The organism is Collinsella sp. CLA-ER-H8, from assembly GCF_040092335.1.
Taxonomy (GTDB): domain Bacteria; phylum Actinomycetota; class Coriobacteriia; order Coriobacteriales; family Coriobacteriaceae; genus Collinsella.
Genome location: NZ_JBBNLU010000008.1, coordinates 38,375 through 60,326, shown reverse-complemented (window position 1 = coordinate 60,326; position 21,952 = coordinate 38,375). Strand labels below are relative to the sequence as shown.

General features: G+C 59.0%; 20 protein-coding genes and 1 tRNA gene. 11 read left to right on the top strand and 10 right to left on the bottom strand.

The annotated features are described in order from the left end of the window. Positions 1-289: 289 nt before the first annotated feature. Complete coding sequence (locus AAAX72_RS06700; RefSeq protein ID WP_349129670.1) at positions 290-1,054, bottom strand: DeoR/GlpR family DNA-binding transcription regulator; 765 nt, start codon at positions 1,052-1,054, stop codon at positions 290-292. A gap of 205 nt (positions 1,055-1,259) precedes the next feature. Here AAAX72_RS06700 and AAAX72_RS06695 point away from each other — a divergent pair, with 205 nt between their 5' ends. Beyond that, a complete protein-coding gene (locus tag AAAX72_RS06695; RefSeq protein ID WP_349129669.1) occupies positions 1,260-2,312 on the top strand; it encodes an aldose epimerase family protein in 1,053 nt (350 codons plus the stop codon). Between the two features lie 222 nt (positions 2,313-2,534). On the opposite strand, the gene AAAX72_RS06690 is transcribed toward AAAX72_RS06695, so the two are convergent. After that, the gene (locus tag AAAX72_RS06690; RefSeq protein WP_349129668.1) at positions 2,535-3,029 is read right to left on the bottom strand and encodes a PTS sugar transporter subunit IIB; all 495 of its coding nucleotides are present in this window, start codon (positions 3,027-3,029) and stop codon (positions 2,535-2,537) included. Positions 3,030-3,186: 157 nt separating this feature from the next. Between AAAX72_RS06690 and AAAX72_RS06685 the strand changes: the two genes are divergently transcribed. Then, a tRNA-Thr gene (locus tag AAAX72_RS06685) sits at positions 3,187-3,262 on the top strand. A gap of 192 nt (positions 3,263-3,454) precedes the next feature. Here the strand turns inward: AAAX72_RS06685 and AAAX72_RS06680 are convergent. Next, complete coding sequence (locus AAAX72_RS06680; protein WP_349129666.1) at positions 3,455-4,492, bottom strand: hypothetical protein; 1,038 nt, start codon at positions 4,490-4,492, stop codon at positions 3,455-3,457. Between the two features lie 380 nt (positions 4,493-4,872). Here AAAX72_RS06680 and AAAX72_RS06675 point away from each other — a divergent pair, with 380 nt between their 5' ends. From AAAX72_RS06675 to AAAX72_RS06665, 3 genes are read left to right on the top strand one after another with little or no spacing between them, the layout of a single operon-like run. Then, complete coding sequence (locus tag AAAX72_RS06675) at positions 4,873-7,650, top strand: DNA methyltransferase (protein WP_349129665.1); 2,778 nt, start codon at positions 4,873-4,875, stop codon at positions 7,648-7,650. After that, positions 7,586-8,566, top strand: coding sequence for a hypothetical protein (locus tag AAAX72_RS06670; RefSeq protein ID WP_349129695.1), 981 nt, complete (start codon positions 7,586-7,588; stop codon positions 8,564-8,566). The genes AAAX72_RS06675 and AAAX72_RS06670 overlap by 65 nt, the downstream gene beginning before the upstream one ends. Next, complete coding sequence (locus AAAX72_RS06665) at positions 8,544-9,482, top strand: restriction endonuclease (RefSeq protein ID WP_349129664.1); 939 nt, start codon at positions 8,544-8,546, stop codon at positions 9,480-9,482. The genes AAAX72_RS06670 and AAAX72_RS06665 overlap by 23 nt, the downstream gene beginning before the upstream one ends. Positions 9,483-9,502: 20 nt before the next feature. Here the strand turns inward: AAAX72_RS06665 and AAAX72_RS06660 are convergent, their stop codons facing one another. Beyond that, positions 9,503-10,252, bottom strand: a complete 750-nt coding sequence (locus AAAX72_RS06660) for an HNH endonuclease (RefSeq protein ID WP_349129663.1) — start codon at positions 10,250-10,252, stop codon at positions 9,503-9,505. Between the two features lie 202 nt (positions 10,253-10,454). Between AAAX72_RS06660 and AAAX72_RS06655 the strand changes: the two genes are divergently transcribed. Together AAAX72_RS06655 and AAAX72_RS06650 are read left to right on the top strand one after the other, a co-directional pair. Next, positions 10,455-10,772 (top strand): hypothetical protein, encoded by a 318-nt coding sequence (locus AAAX72_RS06655; protein ID WP_349129662.1) that lies wholly within the window; start codon positions 10,455-10,457, stop codon positions 10,770-10,772. Further along, entirely contained in the window at positions 10,772-11,170 is a 399-nt protein-coding gene (locus tag AAAX72_RS06650; protein ID WP_349129661.1) for a hypothetical protein, read from the top strand. Before AAAX72_RS06655 ends, AAAX72_RS06650 begins: the two co-directional genes overlap by 1 nt. Before the next feature lie 43 nt (positions 11,171-11,213). On the opposite strand, the gene AAAX72_RS06645 is transcribed toward AAAX72_RS06650, so the two are convergent. Continuing rightward, positions 11,214-11,444: a hypothetical protein gene (locus AAAX72_RS06645; protein ID WP_117847931.1), complete on the bottom strand. Its 231-nt coding sequence runs from the start codon at positions 11,442-11,444 to the stop codon at positions 11,214-11,216. Positions 11,445-11,775: 331 nt separating this feature from the next. On the opposite strand from AAAX72_RS06645, the gene AAAX72_RS06640 reads away from it, so the two are divergent. Continuing rightward, the gene (locus AAAX72_RS06640) at positions 11,776-12,075 is read left to right on the top strand and encodes a DUF2958 domain-containing protein (protein WP_349129659.1); all 300 of its coding nucleotides are present in this window, start codon (positions 11,776-11,778) and stop codon (positions 12,073-12,075) included. A 4-nt stretch (positions 12,076-12,079) separates the two neighbouring features. Continuing rightward, a complete protein-coding gene (locus tag AAAX72_RS06635; protein WP_349129657.1) occupies positions 12,080-12,682 on the top strand; it encodes a hypothetical protein in 603 nt (200 codons plus the stop codon). 146 nt (positions 12,683-12,828) lie between these two features. Here AAAX72_RS06635 and AAAX72_RS06630 read toward each other — a convergent pair whose 3' ends face one another. Then, a complete protein-coding gene (locus tag AAAX72_RS06630) occupies positions 12,829-15,030 on the bottom strand; it encodes a hypothetical protein (protein ID WP_349129656.1) in 2,202 nt (733 codons plus the stop codon). A 281-nt stretch (positions 15,031-15,311) separates the two neighbouring features. On the opposite strand from AAAX72_RS06630, the gene AAAX72_RS06625 reads away from it, so the two are divergent. Both AAAX72_RS06625 and AAAX72_RS06620 read left to right on the top strand, forming a co-directional pair. Continuing rightward, positions 15,312-15,740, top strand: a complete 429-nt coding sequence (locus AAAX72_RS06625; RefSeq protein ID WP_349129654.1) for a hypothetical protein — start codon at positions 15,312-15,314, stop codon at positions 15,738-15,740. Between the two features lie 307 nt (positions 15,741-16,047). Next, complete coding sequence (locus AAAX72_RS06620) at positions 16,048-16,575, top strand: hypothetical protein (RefSeq protein ID WP_349129653.1); 528 nt, start codon at positions 16,048-16,050, stop codon at positions 16,573-16,575. Positions 16,576-17,039: 464 nt separating this feature from the next. Here AAAX72_RS06620 and AAAX72_RS06615 read toward each other — a convergent pair whose 3' ends face one another. The 4 genes from AAAX72_RS06615 to AAAX72_RS06600 form a co-directional block, all read right to left on the bottom strand. Next, entirely contained in the window at positions 17,040-17,975 is a 936-nt protein-coding gene (locus AAAX72_RS06615; RefSeq protein ID WP_349129651.1) for a relaxase/mobilization nuclease domain-containing protein, read from the bottom strand. A 26-nt stretch (positions 17,976-18,001) separates the two neighbouring features. Continuing rightward, complete coding sequence (locus AAAX72_RS06610) at positions 18,002-19,906, bottom strand: type IV secretory system conjugative DNA transfer family protein (protein ID WP_349129650.1); 1,905 nt, start codon at positions 19,904-19,906, stop codon at positions 18,002-18,004. Between the two features lie 9 nt (positions 19,907-19,915). Continuing rightward, entirely contained in the window at positions 19,916-20,254 is a 339-nt protein-coding gene (mobC, locus tag AAAX72_RS06605) for a plasmid mobilization relaxosome protein MobC (RefSeq protein ID WP_349129648.1), read from the bottom strand. Between the two features lie 323 nt (positions 20,255-20,577). Then, on the bottom strand, positions 20,578-21,414 hold the full coding sequence (locus AAAX72_RS06600) for a DnaB-like helicase C-terminal domain-containing protein (protein ID WP_349129647.1): 837 nt from the start codon (positions 21,412-21,414) through the stop codon (positions 20,578-20,580). Between the last annotated feature and the right edge of the window lie 538 nt (positions 21,415-21,952).

Genomic DNA, 21,952 nt, shown 5'->3' with positions numbered 1-21,952 from the left:
AGATTGAGATGAATACACAGGCCAATATCCCCAATCTAAATCTGTAACAACTAGCTGAATTATTCGGTCCTAGCTGTTACAGATCGAGACAAACGGAATAGGCCGGGTCAAAAATCTCAATCTGCAACATCTGGTTGGTGGTTTCACCCCTACCTGTTACAGGTTGAGACGATTTGATAGTGGAATCCTCATTTGCGCGTCATATCGCGTAGCGCTGACGCGCTGGTTTCCACAATGACAGGAGGTAAAAGTCCTCCCGCATCGCCCGTTGGCAATCCCGTAGCGCTAGTTAGCAGATGACCTGCGTGTGTTCCTCGATGGCGACACGATCCTCGGCGGTAATACCCGGCTCGCACACCACGGCGTCCAGGCTTTCCAGACGGCAGAAGGTGTAGAAGTCGCGCTTGCCGATCTTGCTGGAATCGGCGATCAGATAGCGCGAGTCGGCCTTGCTAAAGGCGAGCTGCTGGATGCGGCCCTCTTCCATATTGGATGTAGACACGTCGCCGTCCAGAATGCCGTTGGCACCGATAAACGCCGCGTCGATGCCCAGCGCACGCAGGGTATCCTCGGCCGTTGGTCCCACAAAAGCGGCGGTGCGGCGACGGTACATGCCGCCCACCAGGCACAGGTCGCAGTCTTCGCGCGCCTCGAGCAGGTTAAACACCGAAAGCGAATTGGTCACAATGCGCAGGCGAAACGCCGGCAGCATCGAGGCCATCTGCTCAACCGTGGTGCCCGTGCCCAAAAAGATGGTCGAGCCTTCCTCGATAAGCTCCACAGAACGGCGCGCAATCTGCAACTTTTCCTCGGCATGCTTCGCGCGCTTTTCGCTGTGCGAATACTCATGGCGCAGCATAGCGTGTGGACGGCTCTGCGCACTGCGGGCTCCGCCGTGCACGCGCTCGATCTCGCCCAGGCTCGCAAGCTCCTCAAGGTCACGGCGGATCGTCATATCCGAGACACCTAACACATCCGAAATCTCCTTGACCGAGACCGTTCCCTGTTCCTCGAGCAGCTGCCGAACCTTATCCTGTCGCTCCGCTTTAATCACGATGAGTCCTCGCTGTTCCACGCTCACGTCAATTCAAACAATAACGAACAAATTGTATCAGACTCGCGCGCGTCAGAAATGAACGCCCGCACAGCTCCAATCATCACTTTTTTGAGAAAAATACCCCCTGCTTTAGTGGGGTGTAGTGATAATCTCGCCTGTTCGCGCTACAGTTTGTCCGAAATACCTCGATGTTAGGAACCAAATGATCACTTCCGAGCTTTTCGGCACCGCGCCGTGCGGTACCCCCGTTCATCGCTACACCCTCAACGGGCCCGAGATCTGCGTTCGCATTATGGACTATGGCGCCACCGTGCTGGGCATCGACGTGCCCGACATTCCCGGCAACGCGCGCGATGTGGTGCTGGGCTTCGATAAGCTCGAGGATTACTTTGACAACCCCGCCTGCTTTGGCGCGACCATCGGCCCTGTGGCAAACCGCACCGCGGGCGCCACGATCACCATCGCCGGCACGGACTGGCATATGCCGGCCAACGAAGGCGCCAACAACCTACACAGCGATCTTGAGCACGGCCTGCACAAGCGCGTGTGGGACGTTGAGCTCGACGAGGTCCACAATGCCGTGCGCATGACCACCTCGCTTGAGGACGGTGAGCTGGGTCTTCCCGGCAACCGCACCTTTACGGCCGTGTTTACCGTGACGCGCACCGGCTGCTTCCGTATCGAATACGGCTGCGAGAGCGACCGCGCCACCTACGTGGCCATGACCAACCACACGTACTTTAACCTTGCCGGCCATAACGCCGGAATGGACTGTGAGCACTTCTTTGTTGCTAACGCTGCCCACTACCTGCCCATCAACGAGCAGAACATCCCCACCGGCGAGATTGCTCCGGTCGAGGGCACGCCGTTTGACTTCCGTGAGCTGCGCCCCGTCGCGCCCGGCATGGAGGCCGACGATCCGCAGATTAAGCAGGCACGCGGCTACGACCACTGCCTGTGCATCGATGACTATCAATACGGTCGCAACCTGCGCCGCGCCCTGCATGTCGAGGAGATGTGGACCGGCCGCGAGCTGGACTACTACACCACCGCCCCGGGCGTGCAGCTCTACACTGGCAATTGGCTGGGCGACGAGCACGCCAAGGACGATGCCAACTATAGCTGGGGCGCCGGCTTTGCCCTCGAGGCAGAGATGTACCCCGACACGCCGCACCAGCCGCTGTTCCCGCAGGGCATTGTGGGCCCGGGTCACCCCTATAGCAATGTGATCGAATACCACTTTATGAGGCACTAAGCCCACAACGCAACATATCGCACAGCAGCGCCCGCCGGCACCACCGCCGACGGGCGTTTTTCTACCTAGTCATTGGGGACGTTCTTAAATGACTAGTCATTGGGGACAGTCTTTAACGTTTGGCGAGAAGGACTGTCCCAATCTGCCGACACTTGGGGACGTTCCTAAAAGGCCGGCACATAAGGAACGTCCCCAAGTGCTAAGGGTGTCCCGTTTGACTACTCATTTAAGAACGTCCCCAATGACTAGTTGGATGGGGTCGGGATTGGAGCTGGGGAGGTAACGGATTTCTAGCTCTATGCCGAGTTCTTGTAGCTCTTTGAAGGCAGCGATGTCCGTATCGTCTACGGCGACTGCGGGCGTTATGGGGTGCTTGCCCTCCCCCGCCTGCATATGGCCAATGCTGATCTTGGTGATCGGCACACCACCCTTAACCAGTGCGAGCGCATCGGCGGGTAAGGCCACCACGATCAGAATCCACTGACGCGGCGTTGCAGTATGAATGATGTCGATGGTCCTTTGCACCGAGAAACACCGCGTCCAAACGCCTTCCGGCGCCGCCACCCTCATGGGTGCCCATTGGCGCGAATCCGCCGCGATCTCATCGTTGACGATTAAAACAAGGTTGGTACCCACGGCTTCGTTCCACAGCTCAACGTCTTGCCCGTAAATGAAACGGTCATCGATACGCGTGAGAAGAATCTTGGGTTGAGCCATGGCTGCCCCATTCTGTTTGAGACCCATACGAGCGGGACATCACGTCTCCAATATTAGTGCATTTAAAGTGAGAAAAGCCGTCAGAACCCTTGCGCGGATGTGCGATGTCCCGTATCATAGACAGCCGTTGACGCCTCAGTTGCGTCACCACATGGCCGCCAGCGTAGCTCAGTTGGTAGAGCACCGCTCTCGTAAAGCGGGGGTCACCGGTTCGAGCCCGGTCGCTGGCTCCATTGCATTAGTGCAGCTCAGAAGCATAATTGCTTCTGAGCTTTTTCTTTTTCGCGTCCCTTTCCTCCTTCTCCGAGGAGTGAAAAAGGGGTGAAAAACTTTTTTAACCGTTTTCCACTAATAGTTAGCATCATCCAACGTTCACATTAGATCGAACAACAATCCTGTTGCGCATAGCCTAATTCCGCTGAGTATCAGAGAAGAACGTCCGGATTATATGCATCCAGCTTCGCTTCTCCAGTCGCCAGTGATTCCTCCAGCCGGTCAGCATATTCAACAATAGAGCCGTAGAACATGGGAGTAAATCCGAACTTTTCGATAAAGAGGGGTTCCGCTACGTCCACCCTCCTCTTGGCAACCGCGGCCTCATCCTTTTCATAGTACCCAGTGCCAGGAATCCGCTCGTTTGCCTGCGGCAAGCACTTAAGCTGCCTGCACAAGCGCGCCGATCCCTTTGAAAGACCCATAAAGGTGACAGCACCAGAGATTACGCCGCCGACACCCACAACAACTTTGCCTGCGGCATCCCCCACCGTCTGCTTGGTTATCTTGATACCCATGAAGCTCGAGAGCTTCTTTAGGATCGGATACCAACTTGTCTTGGTTAGCGACTGGCGAGCGACCTTTTTCGCGACCGCCTCCTGGGCGTTTTTGGCGATTACGGTTAGCATCGAATTCGCGCTACCTACGCCCATCATCACACCGAGCAACACTGCCATTTCGTAGAGAGTCTCGTCATCAACGTCATCACATTCTTCAAAAAAGGTCTGCCAGCCATATAGGTATGCCAGCTTCTGCATAATCCTGAATGCGTGCACGTAGTATTGCGTAATATCGGCAGGAATGGTGCCCGCCATCGCGACACCTCCGGGAAGACCCGCTGCAAAGGAAAGGGCCGTTGACTTCTTTGTCTCAAAATCAATTACTTCTCTAGCAATTCTATCGATCAGGCCCACATCGATTCCGGCGGTAACGGGGGTCGTTTCCACGGCAAACTCGACAACATCTTTATGGACACCCTTCCTTCTCAGCTCCGAGCGGAGGAAATGGGGCCGATCAATTCTCACTCCCTTTAACCGAGCAACTTTTTTCATAAAGTCAATCAAAAATCTCTGGGCCTCTGCCAGCTGTTCATCGCTCTTGTCTTTTAGCTCCCCAAAAACCGAATCAACGGGAACGACGACCTCGAGGCCCTCGCCCTCGTTTTTCTTTCCAAGCAGTCTGACGTCCATACAGCCTTCCAATCAAATCACTCATCGGCAAGCAAACACGCCTGCCGCCGAAAAAGCACACATAACGTCGCAACAGCTCAATCTTAAGCTAAACAACAAAACCGGGTATGTTCCCGTACTCATCTGCGTCGTATTGAAATTGCTGGCTTCATATGCCATGGAGCCTCAATGCTGAACCGAATAAGACAAGGCAGATCAATCCAATCGAAATTGAGAAATCGTCAGCACAAAGAAAGACTATTCTCCGACACCCTTTGATGCGCAATTTGTTTTCACCCCATCCGCCCATAACAATTATTCATTACTGAGCTATATAGGGGAGTCACCGGACTTCCCTCCCCTACAATCGAAAGAGATGGATTTCGATACAAGGAGGCCGGATGGCCGGTAAAAAATCTGACGCGGAGTCATTCGCCAGCAGGTGGGCGAACAAGGGGAATGAGAACCAGGATACTCAGCGGTTCTGGATCGACTTCTATCAGAACGTCCTGGGCGTTGAGGATGCGGTCTCGAGGCTCGAGTTCGAAAAGCCCGTGTCCACCGATGCAAGCATGCATGAGGGGTATATCGACGTCTTCATACCGTCGGTTAAAACCCTCGTCGAGCAGAAGTCGCTGGGAATCGACCTCGCCAAGGAGGAGACGCGCCAGGGCCGTAAAGTGACGCCCGCGAAGCAGGGTAACGCCTACGCCCAGGGTATGCCCCTCTCCCAACAGCCGCGCTACATCATCGCTTGCAATTTTGCCGAGTTTTGGGTCTTCGACCGCGAGCGGGACTCGCTATGCCGGGAGCCTCTTTTCAAGTTGCCGCTCGCCGAGCTCCCCAAGAACCTCGCGGCCATTCAGTTCCTCAAGGGCGGGACGGAGGCCCCGGCCACGATCTCCCGCGCCGTTTCCGTCGAGGCCGGCAAGATCATGTCGAAACTTCATGACCAGGTCGCCGAGGCGTTCGATGACCCCGACACGCCCGAGAATCACCATGCGCTCTCCGTGCTCATGACGCGCCTCATGTTCCTCATGTTCTGCGAGGACTCGGGGCTCGTTGCCCCCAACGCCTTCCGCGACTACGTCTCGCACTTCCAGGCGGGTGATCTCAGGCGAGGCCTCAAGGACCTGTTCGTCTGGCTCGACACCAAAGATGAGGACCGCGACAAGTATGCCGAGTCCTGGCTGAAGAAGCTGCCCTACATGAACGGCGGCCTCTTCCGCGAGAAGACGGAGATTCCGCCCCTGTCCGAGAACTTCCGCCATACGCTCATCGTCGAGGGGTGCCAGGAGTTCGATTGGTCGGGCGTGAGCCCCACGGTTTTCGGCTCCATCTTCGAGGGCGCGCTGTCCCACGACCACCGCCGCGCAAACGGTCAGCACTTCACGAGCCCCGAGAACATCCACAAGGTCATAGACCCGCTCTTCCTCGACGGTCTCAAAGCCGAGTTCGATGAGGCCTGCGCCAAGCCCGTCGCGGGCGGCGCGAGGACCCGTGCGCTCAAGGACCTGCATAAGAAGATCGGCAGCATCTCCATCCTCGACCCGGCCGCAGGTTCCGGCAACTTCCTCACCGAAAGCTATCTCTGCCTGAGACGGCTGGAAAACCGCATACTTTTCGAGCTTCAGGGCGATCAGGCATCGTTCAGCTTCGAGGACTCGGGAGACCGCGACGTGCTCGTGAGCCTGAGGAACTTCCACGGCATCGAGCTGGAGGACTTCGCTTGTTGCGTCGCCCGCACGGCACTCTGGATCGCCGAGAAGCAGGCAGACGCCGACACGGCAAAGGTGACACAACGTGTCTACCAGGAACTGCCGCTTACCGACTATGAGGGCATCGTCAACGCCAACGCCCTCCGCATCGATTGGAACGACGTCGTTCCGGCCGACGAGGTCGACTATGTCCTCGGAAACCCGCCGTTCATCGGGTATTCGAACCTCAACGAGGAGCAAAAGGCCGACCGCGTCGACATATTTGGCAAAACGGGCGGCGTGCTCGACTACGTGGCTTGTTGGTATCGCAAAGCGGCTGACTACACGCGTGAGACGCAGGCGCGCTGCGCGTTCGTATCAACCAACTCCATATGCCAGGGGCAGCAGGTGGAACCGTTGTGGAAACCACTTTTTGAAGACAAGGTCAATATTAACTTCGCCCACAAGTCCTTCGTATGGAACTCCCAAGCCGCCGACGAAGCTCATGTGCACGTGGTCATTGTTGGTTTCTCCCGGGTTAATGGCATTAAAAAAGACTTATTCGATTGCAGTGGCAGCAAGAGCGAGGTAACACACATCAACGCATATCTTGCAGCCGCACCGGATGCTTTCGTTTCAAGGAGGGCAAAGCCAATTTGCGATGTCCCTGCAATGATGGCGGGTGGTAAGCCGACCGATGGTGGAAACCTTCTTCTCACGCAGGAGGAACGCGACGAGCTGCTGTGCCGCGAACCGGATGCCGCCCCATATATCAAGCCATTTTCAATGGGTGCCGAATACATCAACGGCATACCGCGCTACTGCATCTGGCTAGATGGCGTCGACCCGGCGATACTGACAAAGCTCCCGCTGGTCCGCACCCGCGTCCAGGCCGTAAGGGAATTTCGATTTACATCAAAGAAGGCAGCAACACAGAAGAAAGCCGCAACCCCATGGCTCTTCGACGAGGTGCGTCCGCCCAAGGGTAAGAGTTATATCGCGGTTCCCAAGGTTTCTTCCGGTCGCCGAAAGTACGTCCCCATGGGCTTTGTGACCAACGAGATGATCCCAGGAGACATGCTTTTTTCGGTTTCGAATGCCGGTCTTTATGAATTCGGCATCCTAGAAAGCCAGTTCCACAACGCTTGGATGCGACAGGTCGCCGGCCGTTTAAAGAGTGATTATCGTTATACGAACACCATTGTCTATAACAACTTCGTCTGGCCTGATGCCTCGACCGAACAGCACGGATATATCGAGTCCTGCGCACAGGAGGTTCTAGACGCCCGCGCAGAGCACCCCGATGCGACCCTTGCGGACATGTACAATCCGGACAACGAATTCCTCTTTCCGGATCTTATGAAGGCGCATGCGGAGCTTGATGCGGCGGTTGAATCGGCATATGGCGTCGACTTCAATGGCGACGAAAACGGGATCGTTGCCCATCTGTTCAATCTCTATGCTGAAAAAGTCGGTGAGTAGCGTGAAGAGGAGTGCCGTAAAGCTGAAAGATGGGGCGGAGCTATCCGAACTCGATTCTGTGAAAGAAGGTGTTGGGGGCCTAAAGGCCGAGGCCGATCGGCAGGAGGAGGAAGCCCAGAGATATGCCATTACTTTCCTAAAAAAGGTGATGAGGCTGAAGGGCGTGGCGATCGAGCGCGACCATTTCCTCCGTTCTGAGTTCCGGAAGCGAGGCGTCTCGGAAGAGCGAGTGGAGCTCGCGATTTCAACGAGCCCGGCATCCGCCGGGATGGATTCCGGCCTTGTCGACTCCATCGCCATGGACGTTATTGATTTCGAGACGAAGAAATCGACCGTGCTTTCATTCTCCGCGGGATTGCCCGGAGGACTCGCGATGCTCGGAACGATCCCGGCGGACGTGACGCAGTACTATGTCCACGCCTTTCGAATCATGCAGAAGCTGGCGTATCTCTACGGCTGGCAGTCCCTCATCGACGATTGCGACGAGATGGACGATGAGACCTTGGCGGCTTTCGCCCTTCTCCTGGCTGTGATGGCCGGGGTGAGCGGGGCCAACTCCGCGTTGACGGCGTTTTCCAAAACGGTCCAGTCGAATATCGCCAAGAAAGTCGCCAATAAGGCGCTTATGCAGACAAGCTACTACCCGATCATCAAAAAGGTTCTTGCCGGAATCGGCGTCAAAATCACCAAAAGCAGTTTCGGCGACGCGGTAAGCAAGGTCGTTCCGGTCGTCGGCGGCTTCATCTCGGGAGGCCTCACGTTCGTCAGCCTCAAAGGTGGGTCCAGGAGGCTTGCAGGGGAGCTCAGGTTGTTGCCACAGGCGACAGGCCCCTTGACCGCAGTGGCGGTTGAGCCTTTTATTGATTTTGCTGAAATGAAGGGGATGACGAGCGATGACGATGCCCAAATGGCATGAGACCATGCGGCCCGTCCTTGAAGCGCTGGCGCATGTCGATGGATATCTGGCAGGCACCGACCTCCAGGATGCCGTGGCGATCGAATTCGACATGACCGATGACGAACGGGCCGAGCGTCTCAAGAGCGGCCAGTCGAGACTCTACAACCGCGTGTACTGGGGTATCACCGATTTGGAGAAGGCTAAGCTTCTGGAATACGGCGAGAAGAAGGGAACCTACCGTATCACCGATGTCGGCAGGACGTACCTCTCTGATTATCCCGGACCCATTACAGCCAAGGGTCTCTATGAGAACTGCACGGCATTCAAGAAGTGGAAAGACGGCTATCAGGCCGCAAGCAAGGCCAAAAACGCTTCAGAGCCCGAGGGCGTTTCGACGCTGGAGGACCAGGAGTCCCCTCAGGAGGCGATGGAGTCTGCCTACGGCGAGATTCGCGACGCGCTCGCCGACGACCTCATTTCGATCATCATGGGAAAAGATCCGTATTTCTTCGAGCACCTGGTCGGAAAGCTGCTCGTGGCGATGGGTTACGGCGAGAGCCTGGACTCCCGTGCCGACGTCACCAAAAAGAGTGGTGACGAGGGGATAGACGGCGTCGTCCGTGAGGACCGACTCGGATTTGGAACCATCTGCTACCAGGCTAAGCGGTGGGATCCGCAAAGGACGGTCGGACGGCCGGAGGTTCAGGCATTCGTCGGGGCGCTTTCCGGAAAGGGCGTATCGAAGGGCCTTTTCATCACCACGGCTCGCTTCTCCAAGGATGCCCGCAAATATGCTGAGGGCCTCCTGGGGCAGACGGTCGTGCTCGTCGACGGCCCCGCGCTCGCCGGCCTCATGATCGACTACGGCGTCGGCGTGAGCACGAGACAGGTCTACGAGATCAAGGCCGTTGACACCGATTTCTTCGACGAATAGCGCGTGTCTGCAACGCGCCGCTACCGCGCGCCCTTCCGCCCGTTGCATTTCGAGCAGAGCACCTGCAGGTTGGATGGAACGGTCTTGCCGCCCTTCGCGACCGGCACGATATGGTCGACGTGCAGGCCCACGCCGTCCGGCATGTATTTCCCGCATATCTGGCAGGTGTAGTTGTCCCGGCGGGCGATCTGCTCGCGCAGCTGCTTCGTCATCAGCCTTCGCTGGTTCTTGGCGTGATAGTCCCTGAGCGTCGCCTCGTCGTTGATAGCGGCGAGGCGGATGCGGCGCTCGACGATCCACTCCCAGTTCACGTCAAGCTCGGAATCATCCATCGACACCTTGTAGGACGTCTTCATGTAGTTGGCCTGCTTGTACCTCGTCTGGTCGCGGCGGGTAATGAACCTGAAGGCCCTGTCATCGTCGACCGCCTCGGCGTACTGACGCTCGCGCCGGCTGCGGAGCCGGCAGGTTTTCAGATACTCTTCTTGCTCGTGCTTCCAGTTCTGGATGTATGCCCTATGGGCGACGATGGCGTCCCAACCGGCCGGGTCCATCAGGTGACGGTCGATGTAGTCCTCGATCCTCACGTTGCGTCTGCCAGACACATCGAAGCGGGCCACGTAGTAGGGATACCTAAAGGGGCTCGCCAGAATCCTGCGAAGCAGGACCGCGATTGCACAGACCAGGGCTATGACCAGCACGCCGAGAACGAAATAGGGCGTCAGGTCGACTATATAGTGGTACCCGTCTATCTCATAGAGCTGAGTCATGGCATTCTTCCTTCCCCAAGGATGGCAAAATGATACCAAGACGCGGGTCTTCCGGATCGCGGGCGCTTTCCACGCGATACATCCATGCCCCTCCGTCCGGACACCGCACACCGAACCCCCACACCACGTTCGCTTTACAATCAAGAACATTCGTTCGACAATGAAGCCCGTGAGATACAAACGGATGTTCGGGGGTACGCGCATGATCATGAAAAAGCACTCGCTTGCGGGAACCTGCGGCATACCCACCGATGCACAGCGCATCTACATCCCCGTGGACGCCAACGGCGCGGACGACCCCGACCACGGCCCGTCCGATCCCGTCACCATCCACTGGCCGGACGGCCGCAGTTGGAAGGTTGAGAGCATCTACATCCGCCAGGAGTTCGGCCGCGCCATCTTCGGTAACCTCTGTGTGCGTTACGACGTCTGCATCGCGAGGCAGCGCAAAACGGTCTGGTGGGAGCACGGCGACTGGTTCGTCGAGCGCGGTGGCGGCATGGCGGTGATGCCCGAGTGATGGGCCACACAAAGGACTTCGGCGGCGGCATCACCGTTCGCGCCAACGGCGACAAGCCCGGCAGACGCGTCCATAAGCAGTACGTAGACGTCTACGCCCGCACTAACGCCGACGGAACGACGGTGCCTGTCCGCGTCTGCTGGCCGGACGGCCGCGGCTTCACGATCGACCAAATCATTCGAATAGACCCCTTCGGCGCGGTCATCCACGACACGCAGACGGCGGTCTACACGGTGCGCTTCGGCGGCTGGACCACTCAGCTCATGCTGGAGCACTACCACAGGGAGGACCCCATTCACGGGGCAGATGACCGCCTGCGATGGTGGGTCTGGGCGTTCGAGAACACCCGCTCGAAGAACGACGTTTCCGCACCGCCTGCCGACACGCGCGTCCGGTGAACGCGGGCTGGGTCGTCATGCGGAACGCAGAGGGTGACGTCGGCTAGAGCCAAGCTCCGGTCCACTCGCTCCGGTTCCTCGTCGCCGCGAGGAGCGCACCGCATGCCGCGAGCAGTTCGTAGTCCGCGATCCTGATCCCGACCGACATGGCCTCGGCGAGGACTTCAATCCTTCTGCCATAATCCTCGATCTCGGAGAATACCCCGATACCGTCCATGAGCCGCTGGGCGGCTTCGCTCGGCCCGTCCCCCGTCGTGACATGACGTTCTTCCATGCCGAAACAATCCTCTCTATGCGAGAAAGGCGATGATAGCAGGTGCTGTCCAGGCCAGCATAAACAGCGTTTTACGGCATCCGCCGACGGCGGCCACGGCTTCGCGGCCGGGTGGCACCTCCGCTACGCCGCGTCAAGGGGGCCCATGAGACCCCGCACAAACCTCCGCTCCGCTCCGGTTGGTGGAGGTCGTCATGGACCTCCCTTGACCCGCCTTCGCTCCGGTGCGGCTTTGCAGGGAGCAAAGCCGACGACGACGCGCGGCGTCGCCATTCGGCTTTGCCCGCAGGGGCGAGATGTTGAGGGCCACGTGCCCGGAACGGAGGAAGACATGCAGCGGCTGATGACCGAGGAAATCGCCAAGACGGTGCCGAGGCTCTATGGGCAGGACGGGGCGGAGGACCCCACGGTCTACGCCCACTACTTCTCGTGCGTGAACGGATGGGACTGGTGGCTGCTCGAGTTCGACGGCACGGACGAGGCGTTCGGCCTCGTCGAGGGCTACGACGACGAGCTCGGCTACTTCAGCATCAAGGAGATGGCCGAGCTGAACCGCCAGATGGGGTTCGCCGCCGTCGAGCGCGACGAGCACTTCTCCCCGAAGCCGCTCAGCGCCGTCAGGAGGAGGTAGACGCATGGTCGCGGTCGAGTTCGACTCCATGGGCGAGGCGGTCCGCCTCGCCCTCGTGGCCGGGGAGTACGTGGGCGGCGGCCTGGCCGTCCTCCTCCTCGACGCCACGGACCCGCGCTCCGAGGGCTACATGGCCGAGTGGGGCGTGCTCACGGCGAGCGTGCCGGCGGCGGCCGAGTGGTGCCGCGGGCGGGGCAACATCGCCATCGACGCCGACGCGCCCGCGGCGCTCCTCGAGGCGCTCGAGGCCGCCGGCACGGTCCGGATGGCCGACCGCTCGGCGGCGTCCGGGATGGCCCGCTACCCGCTGGCCACGGTCGCCGGGCACGCCCTCGAGAGCATGGGCGGCCTGCCCGAGACCCTCGAGGAGGCCCTCGGCTCGACGGTCGTCGTCGAGCACGAGTCGGGCGGCGACGGCGGCGCGTTCGAGGTGGGGACCGCGCCGGCGGGCTCTCCCGAGCTCGAGCGCCTCATCGCCGCCGCGAGGTCCGAGGCGGACGAGTTGGCAGCCGCCGGCGGATGGGCGGCCGTCCGGGTCGGTTTCGGGGACGCCGAGACCATCGACTGCGAAACTGGAAGAACGGTCTACATAGCGGGAACGGAATAGGGCCGGCTCGAGAGGCGACCGGGTGTGTCGGGAACGGCACACCCGGCTGAGATGCTTACCGGGGATGGACCCCGCCATCCCCGGACCCCTGCGCGCCAAAGGGGCTAACCCCTTTGGAATCCCGCGTTCCTTTTCAGGGCTCGCGCCTAGCGCGTGATGAGGCCCCTTTCCCGAGCACTCTCCTCGATGAGAGACAGGAGATCTCTCGCCAATGGACTCTTGCTCGGATCATACTTCGCGTAAGTCAGGACACCGTCGCCTATCACCGACAACGCCCTTTTCTCGTCAATGCCTCTTTCTTCAAGATAGGGTCCGCCGTAACCTTGGGGGAAAGGTTCCGTCTCGAGGCCATATCGGCACACCACAGCTACGACCCTGTCGGATTCCATCCTCTCGAACTTGCTCAGCGACAGGTCGACAGCCCATTTCAAAGCCTGTTCGACAGATGCCGGTTTCTCGTCAAAGCACCGACACACCGCCCAACCCGTCACCTCGCCCCAGTCCGCAGCAGCTCTTCTCCAGTTCGAGCTCGATGCGTTGGAGTATCTGACCCTGCATTTATCTGAACAGAACTTCGCATCCTGACGAGGCTTTCTCGTGCCACTTTTCGGGCCGCGCTTGAACTTGAATTCCCTGCCGCAGCACTTGCACTTCCGCCATTGTTCCGGCGCTTGGAGAGTCCTTAACGCCTGGAGTGAAATCGCCGCATCGAGGGATCCGCCCGGATCATCAGACCCGATATCCTCTATCAACGCGACGGGGACCCCAGAGTGCACCGTGCGCGCATATTGGCGTTGGAGCATCTCGGCCGTCAGGCCCGGACCCGTGTAGAGGCCACCCAGACGCATCGAGCCGTTGAGGGAGGCAGATCTCGACAGGTATGCCATGGCCCCGTTAATGCGGCGGGCTTCATCGGCGATATCAAAATCCGATTCCGCAGACCCAGAAGAGATTCTTAGGCAGGCTGCGATATCGAGACTTCCCCGTTCCGCCGCGTCGATGTCGCTAGCGATGTTTTTACCCCTTGCCCCAGCGAGTGCGGATCCCCTTCCCCGCTGGTAGTCCCGCACGACGCCGGCAGCCTGACCGATAAGGCCTAACGATAGGCTCGCCTCGGCAAGCGACTCGAGGCCGCCGTAATCAAACGCGCATGAGCGCTTGTTTCTGATCTCCAAGGCGACGAGGCGGCAATACTCCGACATGACACAAGCCAGGAAAGGCGTTCCATCGATCTCGGACGGGGCGCGATCGAGCGGCTCGAGTTCCGTCGTCCAGGGAGTGCCCCGGAAAGCAGAGAACGGACGAGAGTCACCGGGCTCCTCGTCCGCACGCCTTGACAAGGTTGAGTCCAACGCACTCCTGAACAGGCCCTCAAGAGCCCTCTCTTCTATATCGGGCGAATCCTCCAGGCATGCCATCAGAGCGGCCTGGGGGCGACCGGGATCCCTCCTCCGATCGATTTGCTCGCGCCGCCTATCGAGGCGCTCCGAATGGAAGCGCGCCTTCGAGCTGAAGAAGGGAAGGAACGGCAGCCCATAGGTCGAAGCCAATTCCGAGATTTCATCGCTGCCCATCGGTGCCTCGCAGTCGAGAAGCTCGCGGAAGGCGAGTTCCTCCGGGAGCCTGCACCCGCGCCCGCCGGACCAATCGAAGCCGTCCAGATAGCAGATTGCGGTGTGGAAACCGTCCGCGGCAAGAATTGAGTCCGTGAACTCGGAATCCCCCTTGACTTGATCGAGCCGCAGGAGCGCCCTGGCCGGAGCATCCCCCGGCCCCAAGCAGTCGACCGCGTCGGCTAGCGCCGCGTCCAACCGATCCTCATGGTCCTCCCGACCATGCCACGCCCCGTATACGGCTGCCGACCAGAACCCATCGACCGATCGCGGCGCGCCGGCCGGACCTGAGGACGGGAAAGCGATCTCCCACGATGCGTCTCCGACTGCATGGAGGTCGTGCGGGGAGAAGGAGTATTCCCATGCGCCCTCGGGACGTTTGAAGGCGGAACGCTTGACGGTCCTGTTGCCCTTTACGGAGGCGATCACCCTTGTGAAAAGCCGCAGGGCCGCATCGTCGTCGGAGTCCTCGACCTCCACGGTTATCCGGAAGGGGTCGCGTTCGGCAGACCTCGAATTCGACCGTCTCTCGATCTTGCAGGCATACTCCCCTCCCCTCCTCCCTATGGACCTGTTGGCACTCTCGACGACCGTCGACTCGCAGGGATCCTCGACAAGCGCGATACAGCGCCCCCCGTCGTTCCAGCGGTACCGCCGCCAGCACTCATCGACTGATAAGGCCCTGTACCCGTGGCGCACAGCCGAATCGGCGACGTAAATTCTGCCGAAAAGCATGTAACTTTCCTGCGCACCACCAATGACCCGGTCGAGGCTTGAAGGAAGGGGCAAGTCGACCGGGGCAAGTCTGCACGTTCTCCAAGGTTCAACGCTTGGAAAGAATCGCAGGCCCGGACTGAACTCCATATGTGGTTCACCTCTAGAAATGCAGGTAACTTTACGTTAGCTGCATTATCTCATACACGATCGGTAAGTAGCGGAACTCAGGCAGTATGGGGGCGTCGGAAGGAGAGGCCTTCCGCCTAGCGCCGGACGATACCGGCAGAAAGGAGTCCACGATGACTCATAAGGACGAGGACCAGACCAAAGACGATCGCGATGCCTGCTGCGAGCGCGCCGATCCCGACGAGTATTTCGGCGGGCGCGCGGAGATCATCAGCGGCATCATCATGCCCGGGCTGTGTGCGTACATGATTAACACCTTCAACACCCACATCTTCAGTGTCAACGCGAAGTTCACTGCTAACTTCGCGTTGCAATACATCCTTCGGGCGCCGATTGACGACCTCCTCGAGCTCCTCGATCAATACTGGCTCATGGAGGGGCGCGAGTTGCGGGTGGACGCCTATCTCAAGGCGAACGGCAACGAGACCGGCGGTCCGGAGCACGCGCGCTTGCTGGCCGACGGGCAGTATCACCGCTGCGTCGAGGAGCTGCGCCGTTACGAGGAGGTGAACCCGGCCAAGCCCCTCGCCCACGATGAGTAGCGAACCCGTGAACGCTGCCGGGGACGGCGGCCCGTCCGCGATCGGAAGCGATCGCCTCATCGGCATCCAGGAGGTAAAGGCCATCACGGGCCTCGCCGACCGGGCCGCCTCCGAACTCATGTCGGAGACCGGCTCCGCGTTCCGAGCCCATGGACGGAAGTACGTCCTAGAGAGCGATCTTCTCGAATACCTAAAATCGCTCAGGCAGAGGGGTGTTTGACGTCTCGCCGCCGCGGGGAGCCGTGGCGGCGATTTAACCCCGCCATCGTGAACGCAGTAAAAAATCAGATGTGATTGGAGCAGCATAATGAAATACAAGATCGTCCCCATCGGAACCAGCAAGGGCCACGAGCCTGTCTTTGACCTCTATGAAGACAGGGCAGACGCGGTGCGTGCTGTCCAGGCATGCACCGCCCCAGCGGCATTTCAAATCATTCAGACGGCCCCGGACGACCTGGATGTTGCCGCCTCAAAGGTCCCCTATGTGCAGGCGGATATCGTGCGTCATTTCGTTCGGGATTGCTCGGTCGAGGACGTGAATTCCCTCATCTTTCTCTTCGGAAGCCGACATGCCCTCCTCGAGGCGCTTTACGTCGATACCCAACGGAGTGCGGAAATCGATATCGCCAAAAGGGCACTGACCATGGCGTTACTCGGAGGCGGCGGCACGCCCGCCGCCCGAGCACTTGCCTACCTGATCATCTGGTTTGCGGACGGAACTTACGCGGAGAGACTTGGGTTGAGCATCGGTCCGCTAGATGCCTACAGCAGGCTCGACCGAGATATCAGGGACCGTATCCGCCCCATCTTCAAGGCGTGGCTCGATGGGCGCTAGCGCAGCCCGAGAGATATCGCGTCGAACCTTCATCGGTCCGACAGCATAACCTCGCATCCGAGACAGCGCGTAATGTCCGCGGGGATGCCTCGCACCATCCCCGCACCCCTGCGCGCCAAAGGGACGAGTCCCCTTGGAACCCCGGACTGCCGCCGGCGGACCGTGAACGGCGGGGCAATCACTCGGCTTCAACTCGCGATCGCCCCGCCGTGTCACGGTCCACCGGCTCTCGTTCCGACTCCGTTCGATGGCTCCCAAGGGTCGCCATCACTGCGCCTCCGCTCACCTGCCCCGTTGCACTCCAGCCGCATGGACTTCCGCTACACGGGACATGCAAGATATGTATTCCGTGCAACGGAATATCTTGCCCGGCCAAAGCCGGGATGTGCGAGCCACTCCGAAGTCGCTCCCGCAAAACCGTGCAACAGCTTTGCCAGCTGTTGCACGGACCCCAGATATGGAAGTCAGTCCCGGCCTCTTCCGTCATCTGTGCTCTCGCGGGCAAGCTCCCAGGCGGCCCGCATGGCGAGGTCGATCCCCCTTGCCGTGAACCTCATGATCTGCCCGGTCGAGCGGTTGACGGCGTAGCCGAGCCTCGCGCCGTTGATCTTCCTCGTCTTGCCGAGGGACTCCGAGTGATAGCGGTATTGCAGCGCCCCCCGCTTGGAGCGGGCGACCTCAATCCCATCGGATTCCAACCGCCTTGCAAACTCCCCGAAGCGGTCGGGGCAGCTTTTGAGCCTCCCGACCTCCTCCGCCCTCTGGGCGATAATCGCTCGGACCCTTGCGTTCTCGGACTTGTCGGATCGCCCCTTCTTTGCCATCTCGCGCTCCTCGCGACCGGGCTGGCGCGCGTGCACCTTTGAGTTCGAGAGGCCCCTTTCGAGTTGCTTCAGACCGTACTCTGCGTCAAGGTCCTTCACCGTTCTCACGCGGGATTTCGCCGCCGCCCTCGCCGGCCCGTCGTTCAGGCGTCGCCCCGTCTCGAGGTCCGTCCTATTGATGGCGAGGTGAGCGGCGAATCGGGCCGATCCATCCGACCTGCACCTCTCCTCATGCAGCACGATCACGATCTCCTGGTTGGGATAGCGCTTGGCGATGTAGTCCCTCGCGTACTCCATGCAACGCGAGGGCGTCATCGGCCCGCCGTTGCAGGAGCACTCGTCCGGGTTGAAGCCGATCACCTGATGCTGCATGTACGTGCACCTTGCGCCCTGTTTCCCGGGCCGGTTGTGCCCGGCCGCCTCCCGGGTAGCGTCCATTTCCTCGAACCAGCGGTCCTCATTGATGATGTGCTGGGTATCGTGCTCCAGCACTTTCTCCCTATCCCAATCGAAATACCGCTTGAGGTTTTGGAGGTGCTCCCTGCTCATGACGCTCGTCTGCTTGATTACGGTCATTTTCCAACTCCCTTCAAAAGCCGACGTCAGTCGACGAAGAGGCCGGACCATCCATCGGCGGCAGGTGACTCCGCGGCTTCTTCCTCGAATCCGGGAGTCCAGAGATCGACGCCGTCCGCCCGACCCGCTCGCCTTGATGTCAGTCTGGCCTGGTATTCCATTCTCTTGGCCGTTTCATGCTCGCGCGTGCCCAGATCGAAATGCCCTTTCGTCGGCATCCGCGTGCAATCGCAGACGGAAGCCCGGAAGCACCCCGCATGTTCCCTGCCCACACCGTTCTCCGCGGTCTTCACCACGATGACGCCGTCCTTGTCGGGGGACATCTCCGTCCACTCCCAGGTGTGGATCAGGTCGTCGGCATGCTCGCTATAGGATGTCGAGCCCGTGCCGCCCGAGGGCCCCCTGCTCGAGCTGGTTCCCATGGTGTGGCGCGTCGTCTTCCCGACCAACTCGGTGAAATACTGGCGATCCTCGGCCTCGCCCAGCTTCATGGCGACCTTGACGCCGCAGTTTGCCAGGATCTTCTTCCGTCCGTCACGCTCGCCGTACTTGTTCAATTGAGAGATATTCTGAACCGCACCCATCCAGAATAGGTCATACGAACGTCCAAGGCTTAGAAGGCTCGGCAGGCACTCAACCTTCGGCAGGTTCCCCCATTCGTCACCGAGGATGGACACCGGCCTCGGCAGCTTTCCGCCAGTTGCGTCCGCGATGGAATATACGGCGGCATAAAGCTGCTCGAACAGGACCGCCGCGATCGCGTTGTAGGGGGATCCCTCGTCCATCACATGGAGGAACAGCGCGGTCTTCTCGCTCAAGATTCTCCTCGGATCAATATCATCCCCTGAGGTCATGCGGGCAATCGGCGCCGAAGCGTAAATCCTCAGGTTGACCTTCAGCGTGGAAACGATGCTCCTCAGCTCGTTACCGCCACTCGAGATGAACTGCGAGGCACGCGAGCGCGCCGGATGCTCCTGTGGCAGGGAGCGGAACAGGCCTTTCAGCGGCTCGCATGGGTCTTCGCCGGTCCCCTCCGTCCCCGAGCATATGATGTGATAGACCGTCGCAAGATGCTTGCAGCTCTGTGGGCAGCCCTCGTCCAGTACGACCAGAAGGATCGTCGCCGCGAGCAGCGATCGCGCGGATTCCGTCCAGTGGCTCGCCTTCGCATCGTTCTCCCCGACGACGAGCGTACGGGCGACGGCGTCCGCGGCCTGCTCCGCCTCCGACAAATCTCCCCCGTTCGCAAGTCTATCGACCAGCTCCAGGGGATTGAACGTGTCGCTCCTTTCGGGATGTTGAGCATCCAGCAGAAGCACCCGGTATCCGCGACGCTCCAGCTCGTCGCCCGTCAACTCGATGAGTTCACTCTTCACGTCAGACACGATGATGGTCTGCGGGCTTGATTCCCCGTCATCCGCCCCATACGTCAGCAGATCGATTGTTGGAATCAGAAGTGCCCTGGATTTTCCAGCGCCCGTTGAGCCGTCGAGAAACATATGTCGCCTCGGCTCGAACAGATACTTGGAGCCGAACAACGTCTTTTCAAAACCGTACACGAATCCCCTGTTTTTCGGCTGTCCGTGCCCATCCCAAATCTCCGAGCCTTGGATGGTCTCAGGCCCCGATTTCACCCGCGCCTCTCCGAGCACGCCTCCATCGGCGGCCCGCTCCTTCGAGGAAGCCGATAGCTGCATGAGCATGAATACCAACAAGAACAGGGCAAACGAGGCAAGGCAGCCCGGGATGCAGTGAGGTGCCACGTTGGCCCACCACCAGATGATGCTATCCACGCTCAGGGTGAATCCAATCGAGCTGAGCTCGATTGGAAGTCCGAGGATCACGCAATCGAGGGGAATGGCAACAAGAGGTGCAAACCCGGCGGTAAGCAGCGCGGCGAAAATCAGCGCCATGACCAGCTTCTCCTTCACATGAACCACCTACTCTCTCGCACGGGCGAGCAGATCGTTGACCCAACTCACCGAGGTTGAAACGATTGAAGTCGCCCGGTTGAGGTTGTTGAGGACCACCGGGTCGGGGCCGTAGGTATTGAGGGCGCGGACCGCCTGATTGAGGTTCGTGCCGATCTTTTTCAGCTCGGCCCTGATGCCAGCAAGCTCCCCTGCATCGGCGACCTTGACCGGCTTCTCGCCGCAGAGCAGGGCGGCGTCACGCATGAAGGTAGACGCCGGCATATTCATGACCGCCGCCTTCTCCTCGATCGCTTTGCGCTGCGCCTCACTCATTCGCACGTTGATGTGCGCATTCATGGATGACATGGCTATCCAATCCGGATGGGACCGATACCGGCCCCATCCCTTCTATTTAATTGACATTGTTTGGAGCATCTGACCGATGCGCCCAATCCTCACCCTCGCCCAAACATCAAAGGGAACTCCCGGCAAGCTGCCGAGATATATGCGATATGGACGCCATTGCTCCCTATAAACATCGAGAGCATCGAGCAGGCGTTTCCGTTCCCAAATGAGCTCCGCGGCCGAAAGCAGTGGAAGGTCTCTGTTCTCGGCTCGAGCGAGCTCATCAGAAGACAAGCATGGGTTGGGCGCCCGGTACCCGCCAATGCAGGGCCCGGGCTCCATAGCTATCCGATTTCGGTAAAAGTTGCTGCCGGCGCGTTAAACTCAAACTCGACAACACCGCACGAGCCGTATCGGTTCTTTGTAATCGACGCAACGACCGGACGCTTTTTGAGCATCATATTGGCGTTGCGTTCGTCGTTTTTATCACCCTTGATCGAGAGCGACATGACCAAGTCCGCTGAATATTCGAACATACTACAGCCGCCGATCGCTTGAAGACCAGTAGTCTGCTTGTCATAATTCATTCGATTAATTGAGGAAATGGCGAATAGCGGGCAATGGGTCTCGTCCACAATACGCCGCAGCTCAGACGCAACAAGCTTGAGCCCGATGCGTTCGTCCGCGATCCGTAAGTCCTGTGGCAGTGAAACTATTTGCGCATAATCGACAACAACAAGCGGGGGCTCGCCATATTTTTCAGCAACTTCTTCAATCGCCTTGCGCATCTCAGTATTCTTAATTTCGCCCGAAATGATGAACATACGCTCGGCTATGCTGTGTGTATATATGTCGACCATCTTGTCGAATAGCTCCCGCTTTTCGGCAGACATATCGCCGCTGTACATATCATCATAAGTAAGCTCGCCGCCAGAAATTCGAGTCAGGCTTTTCGCCAGCATGCTCGCGCGGCCGAGCTCACCTTCAAAAATAACAACCGGATGACCAGCAATAGCCCAGCTGTCGCAGACCTGATGCATGAAAGTGGTCTTACCAGTGCCCGGTCCACCCGGCACAATGCATAAATACTGGCGGATACCGCCGAGCAGGGCATCGAGCGCATTGTGTTCAATATGCCCAAGAGGCTTATTGCTTAAAATGTCAAGGGTGGTCTTGTCCAAGCCATCTCTCATGGATTTTACTACCGGCATGTCTTGCTCGCCTCCAGCTCATGAAGGTAAGTAAATAGGCTGGACTCGAGGATATAAACGCGGCGATGCAGCGCAATCGCACGCCCGCTTTCCTTCATGAACTTCGATGCGGTGACTGGGCTGAGCCCAGTCATTTTACTTACATCTGAGATGCTAAGAAGGCGTTCGTGGCCCAAGTTGGGGCCAGAGGAAACCGCAGGTGAAGACTGTACGGCAGCGTACGGTTCAGGTTCTCCAAACATGGTAGAATCCTTTCATGGTTGCCCGTCCTTCCCTTTCCTAGTTTGGCGACAAGAGGGGAAGGGCGAGCGCCGTCTAATTCACGACCAAAAAGCAATACTCCTTTCATCCAGGCTGGTCAGGCTTGATTGGTTGGTTATATTATAGCCGAATCTGACTAAGATAATTAAATCATTGGACATTTCTACTAATTTGTCGGATAATCCTAATTGATTTTCAGATAGTAACTAGTTTTTCAACAGACAATCTAAAAGCGATGATTGGAGTA

What these genes read in the sequence shown, in the direction of transcription:
- AAAX72_RS06695 (WP_349129669.1), top strand. Translation starts at nt 1,260, where the DNA reads ATGATCACTTCCGAGCTTTTCGGCACCGCGCCGTGCGGTACCCCCGTT.
- AAAX72_RS06690 (WP_349129668.1), bottom strand. Translation starts at nt 3,029, where the DNA reads ATGGCTCAACCCAAGATTCTTCTCACGCGTATCGATGACCGTTTCATT.
- AAAX72_RS06680 (WP_349129666.1), bottom strand. Translation starts at nt 4,492, where the DNA reads ATGGACGTCAGACTGCTTGGAAAGAAAAACGAGGGCGAGGGCCTCGAG.
- AAAX72_RS06675 (WP_349129665.1), top strand. Translation starts at nt 4,873, where the DNA reads ATGGCCGGTAAAAAATCTGACGCGGAGTCATTCGCCAGCAGGTGGGCG.
- AAAX72_RS06670 (WP_349129695.1), top strand. Translation starts at nt 7,586, where the DNA reads ATGGCGACGAAAACGGGATCGTTGCCCATCTGTTCAATCTCTATGCTG.
- AAAX72_RS06665 (WP_349129664.1), top strand. Translation starts at nt 8,544, where the DNA reads ATGACGATGCCCAAATGGCATGAGACCATGCGGCCCGTCCTTGAAGCG.
- AAAX72_RS06660 (WP_349129663.1), bottom strand. Translation starts at nt 10,252, where the DNA reads ATGACTCAGCTCTATGAGATAGACGGGTACCACTATATAGTCGACCTG.
- AAAX72_RS06655 (WP_349129662.1), top strand. Translation starts at nt 10,455, where the DNA reads ATGATCATGAAAAAGCACTCGCTTGCGGGAACCTGCGGCATACCCACC.
- AAAX72_RS06650 (WP_349129661.1), top strand. Translation starts at nt 10,772, where the DNA reads ATGGGCCACACAAAGGACTTCGGCGGCGGCATCACCGTTCGCGCCAAC.
- AAAX72_RS06645 (WP_117847931.1), bottom strand. Translation starts at nt 11,444, where the DNA reads ATGGAAGAACGTCATGTCACGACGGGGGACGGGCCGAGCGAAGCCGCC.
- AAAX72_RS06640 (WP_349129659.1), top strand. Translation starts at nt 11,776, where the DNA reads ATGCAGCGGCTGATGACCGAGGAAATCGCCAAGACGGTGCCGAGGCTC.
- AAAX72_RS06635 (WP_349129657.1), top strand. Translation starts at nt 12,080, where the DNA reads ATGGTCGCGGTCGAGTTCGACTCCATGGGCGAGGCGGTCCGCCTCGCC.
- AAAX72_RS06630 (WP_349129656.1), bottom strand. Translation starts at nt 15,030, where the DNA reads ATGCTTTTCGGCAGAATTTACGTCGCCGATTCGGCTGTGCGCCACGGG.
- AAAX72_RS06625 (WP_349129654.1), top strand. Translation starts at nt 15,312, where the DNA reads ATGACTCATAAGGACGAGGACCAGACCAAAGACGATCGCGATGCCTGC.
- AAAX72_RS06620 (WP_349129653.1), top strand. Translation starts at nt 16,048, where the DNA reads ATGAAATACAAGATCGTCCCCATCGGAACCAGCAAGGGCCACGAGCCT.
- AAAX72_RS06615 (WP_349129651.1), bottom strand. Translation starts at nt 17,975, where the DNA reads ATGACCGTAATCAAGCAGACGAGCGTCATGAGCAGGGAGCACCTCCAA.
- mobC (WP_349129648.1), bottom strand. Translation starts at nt 20,254, where the DNA reads ATGTCATCCATGAATGCGCACATCAACGTGCGAATGAGTGAGGCGCAG.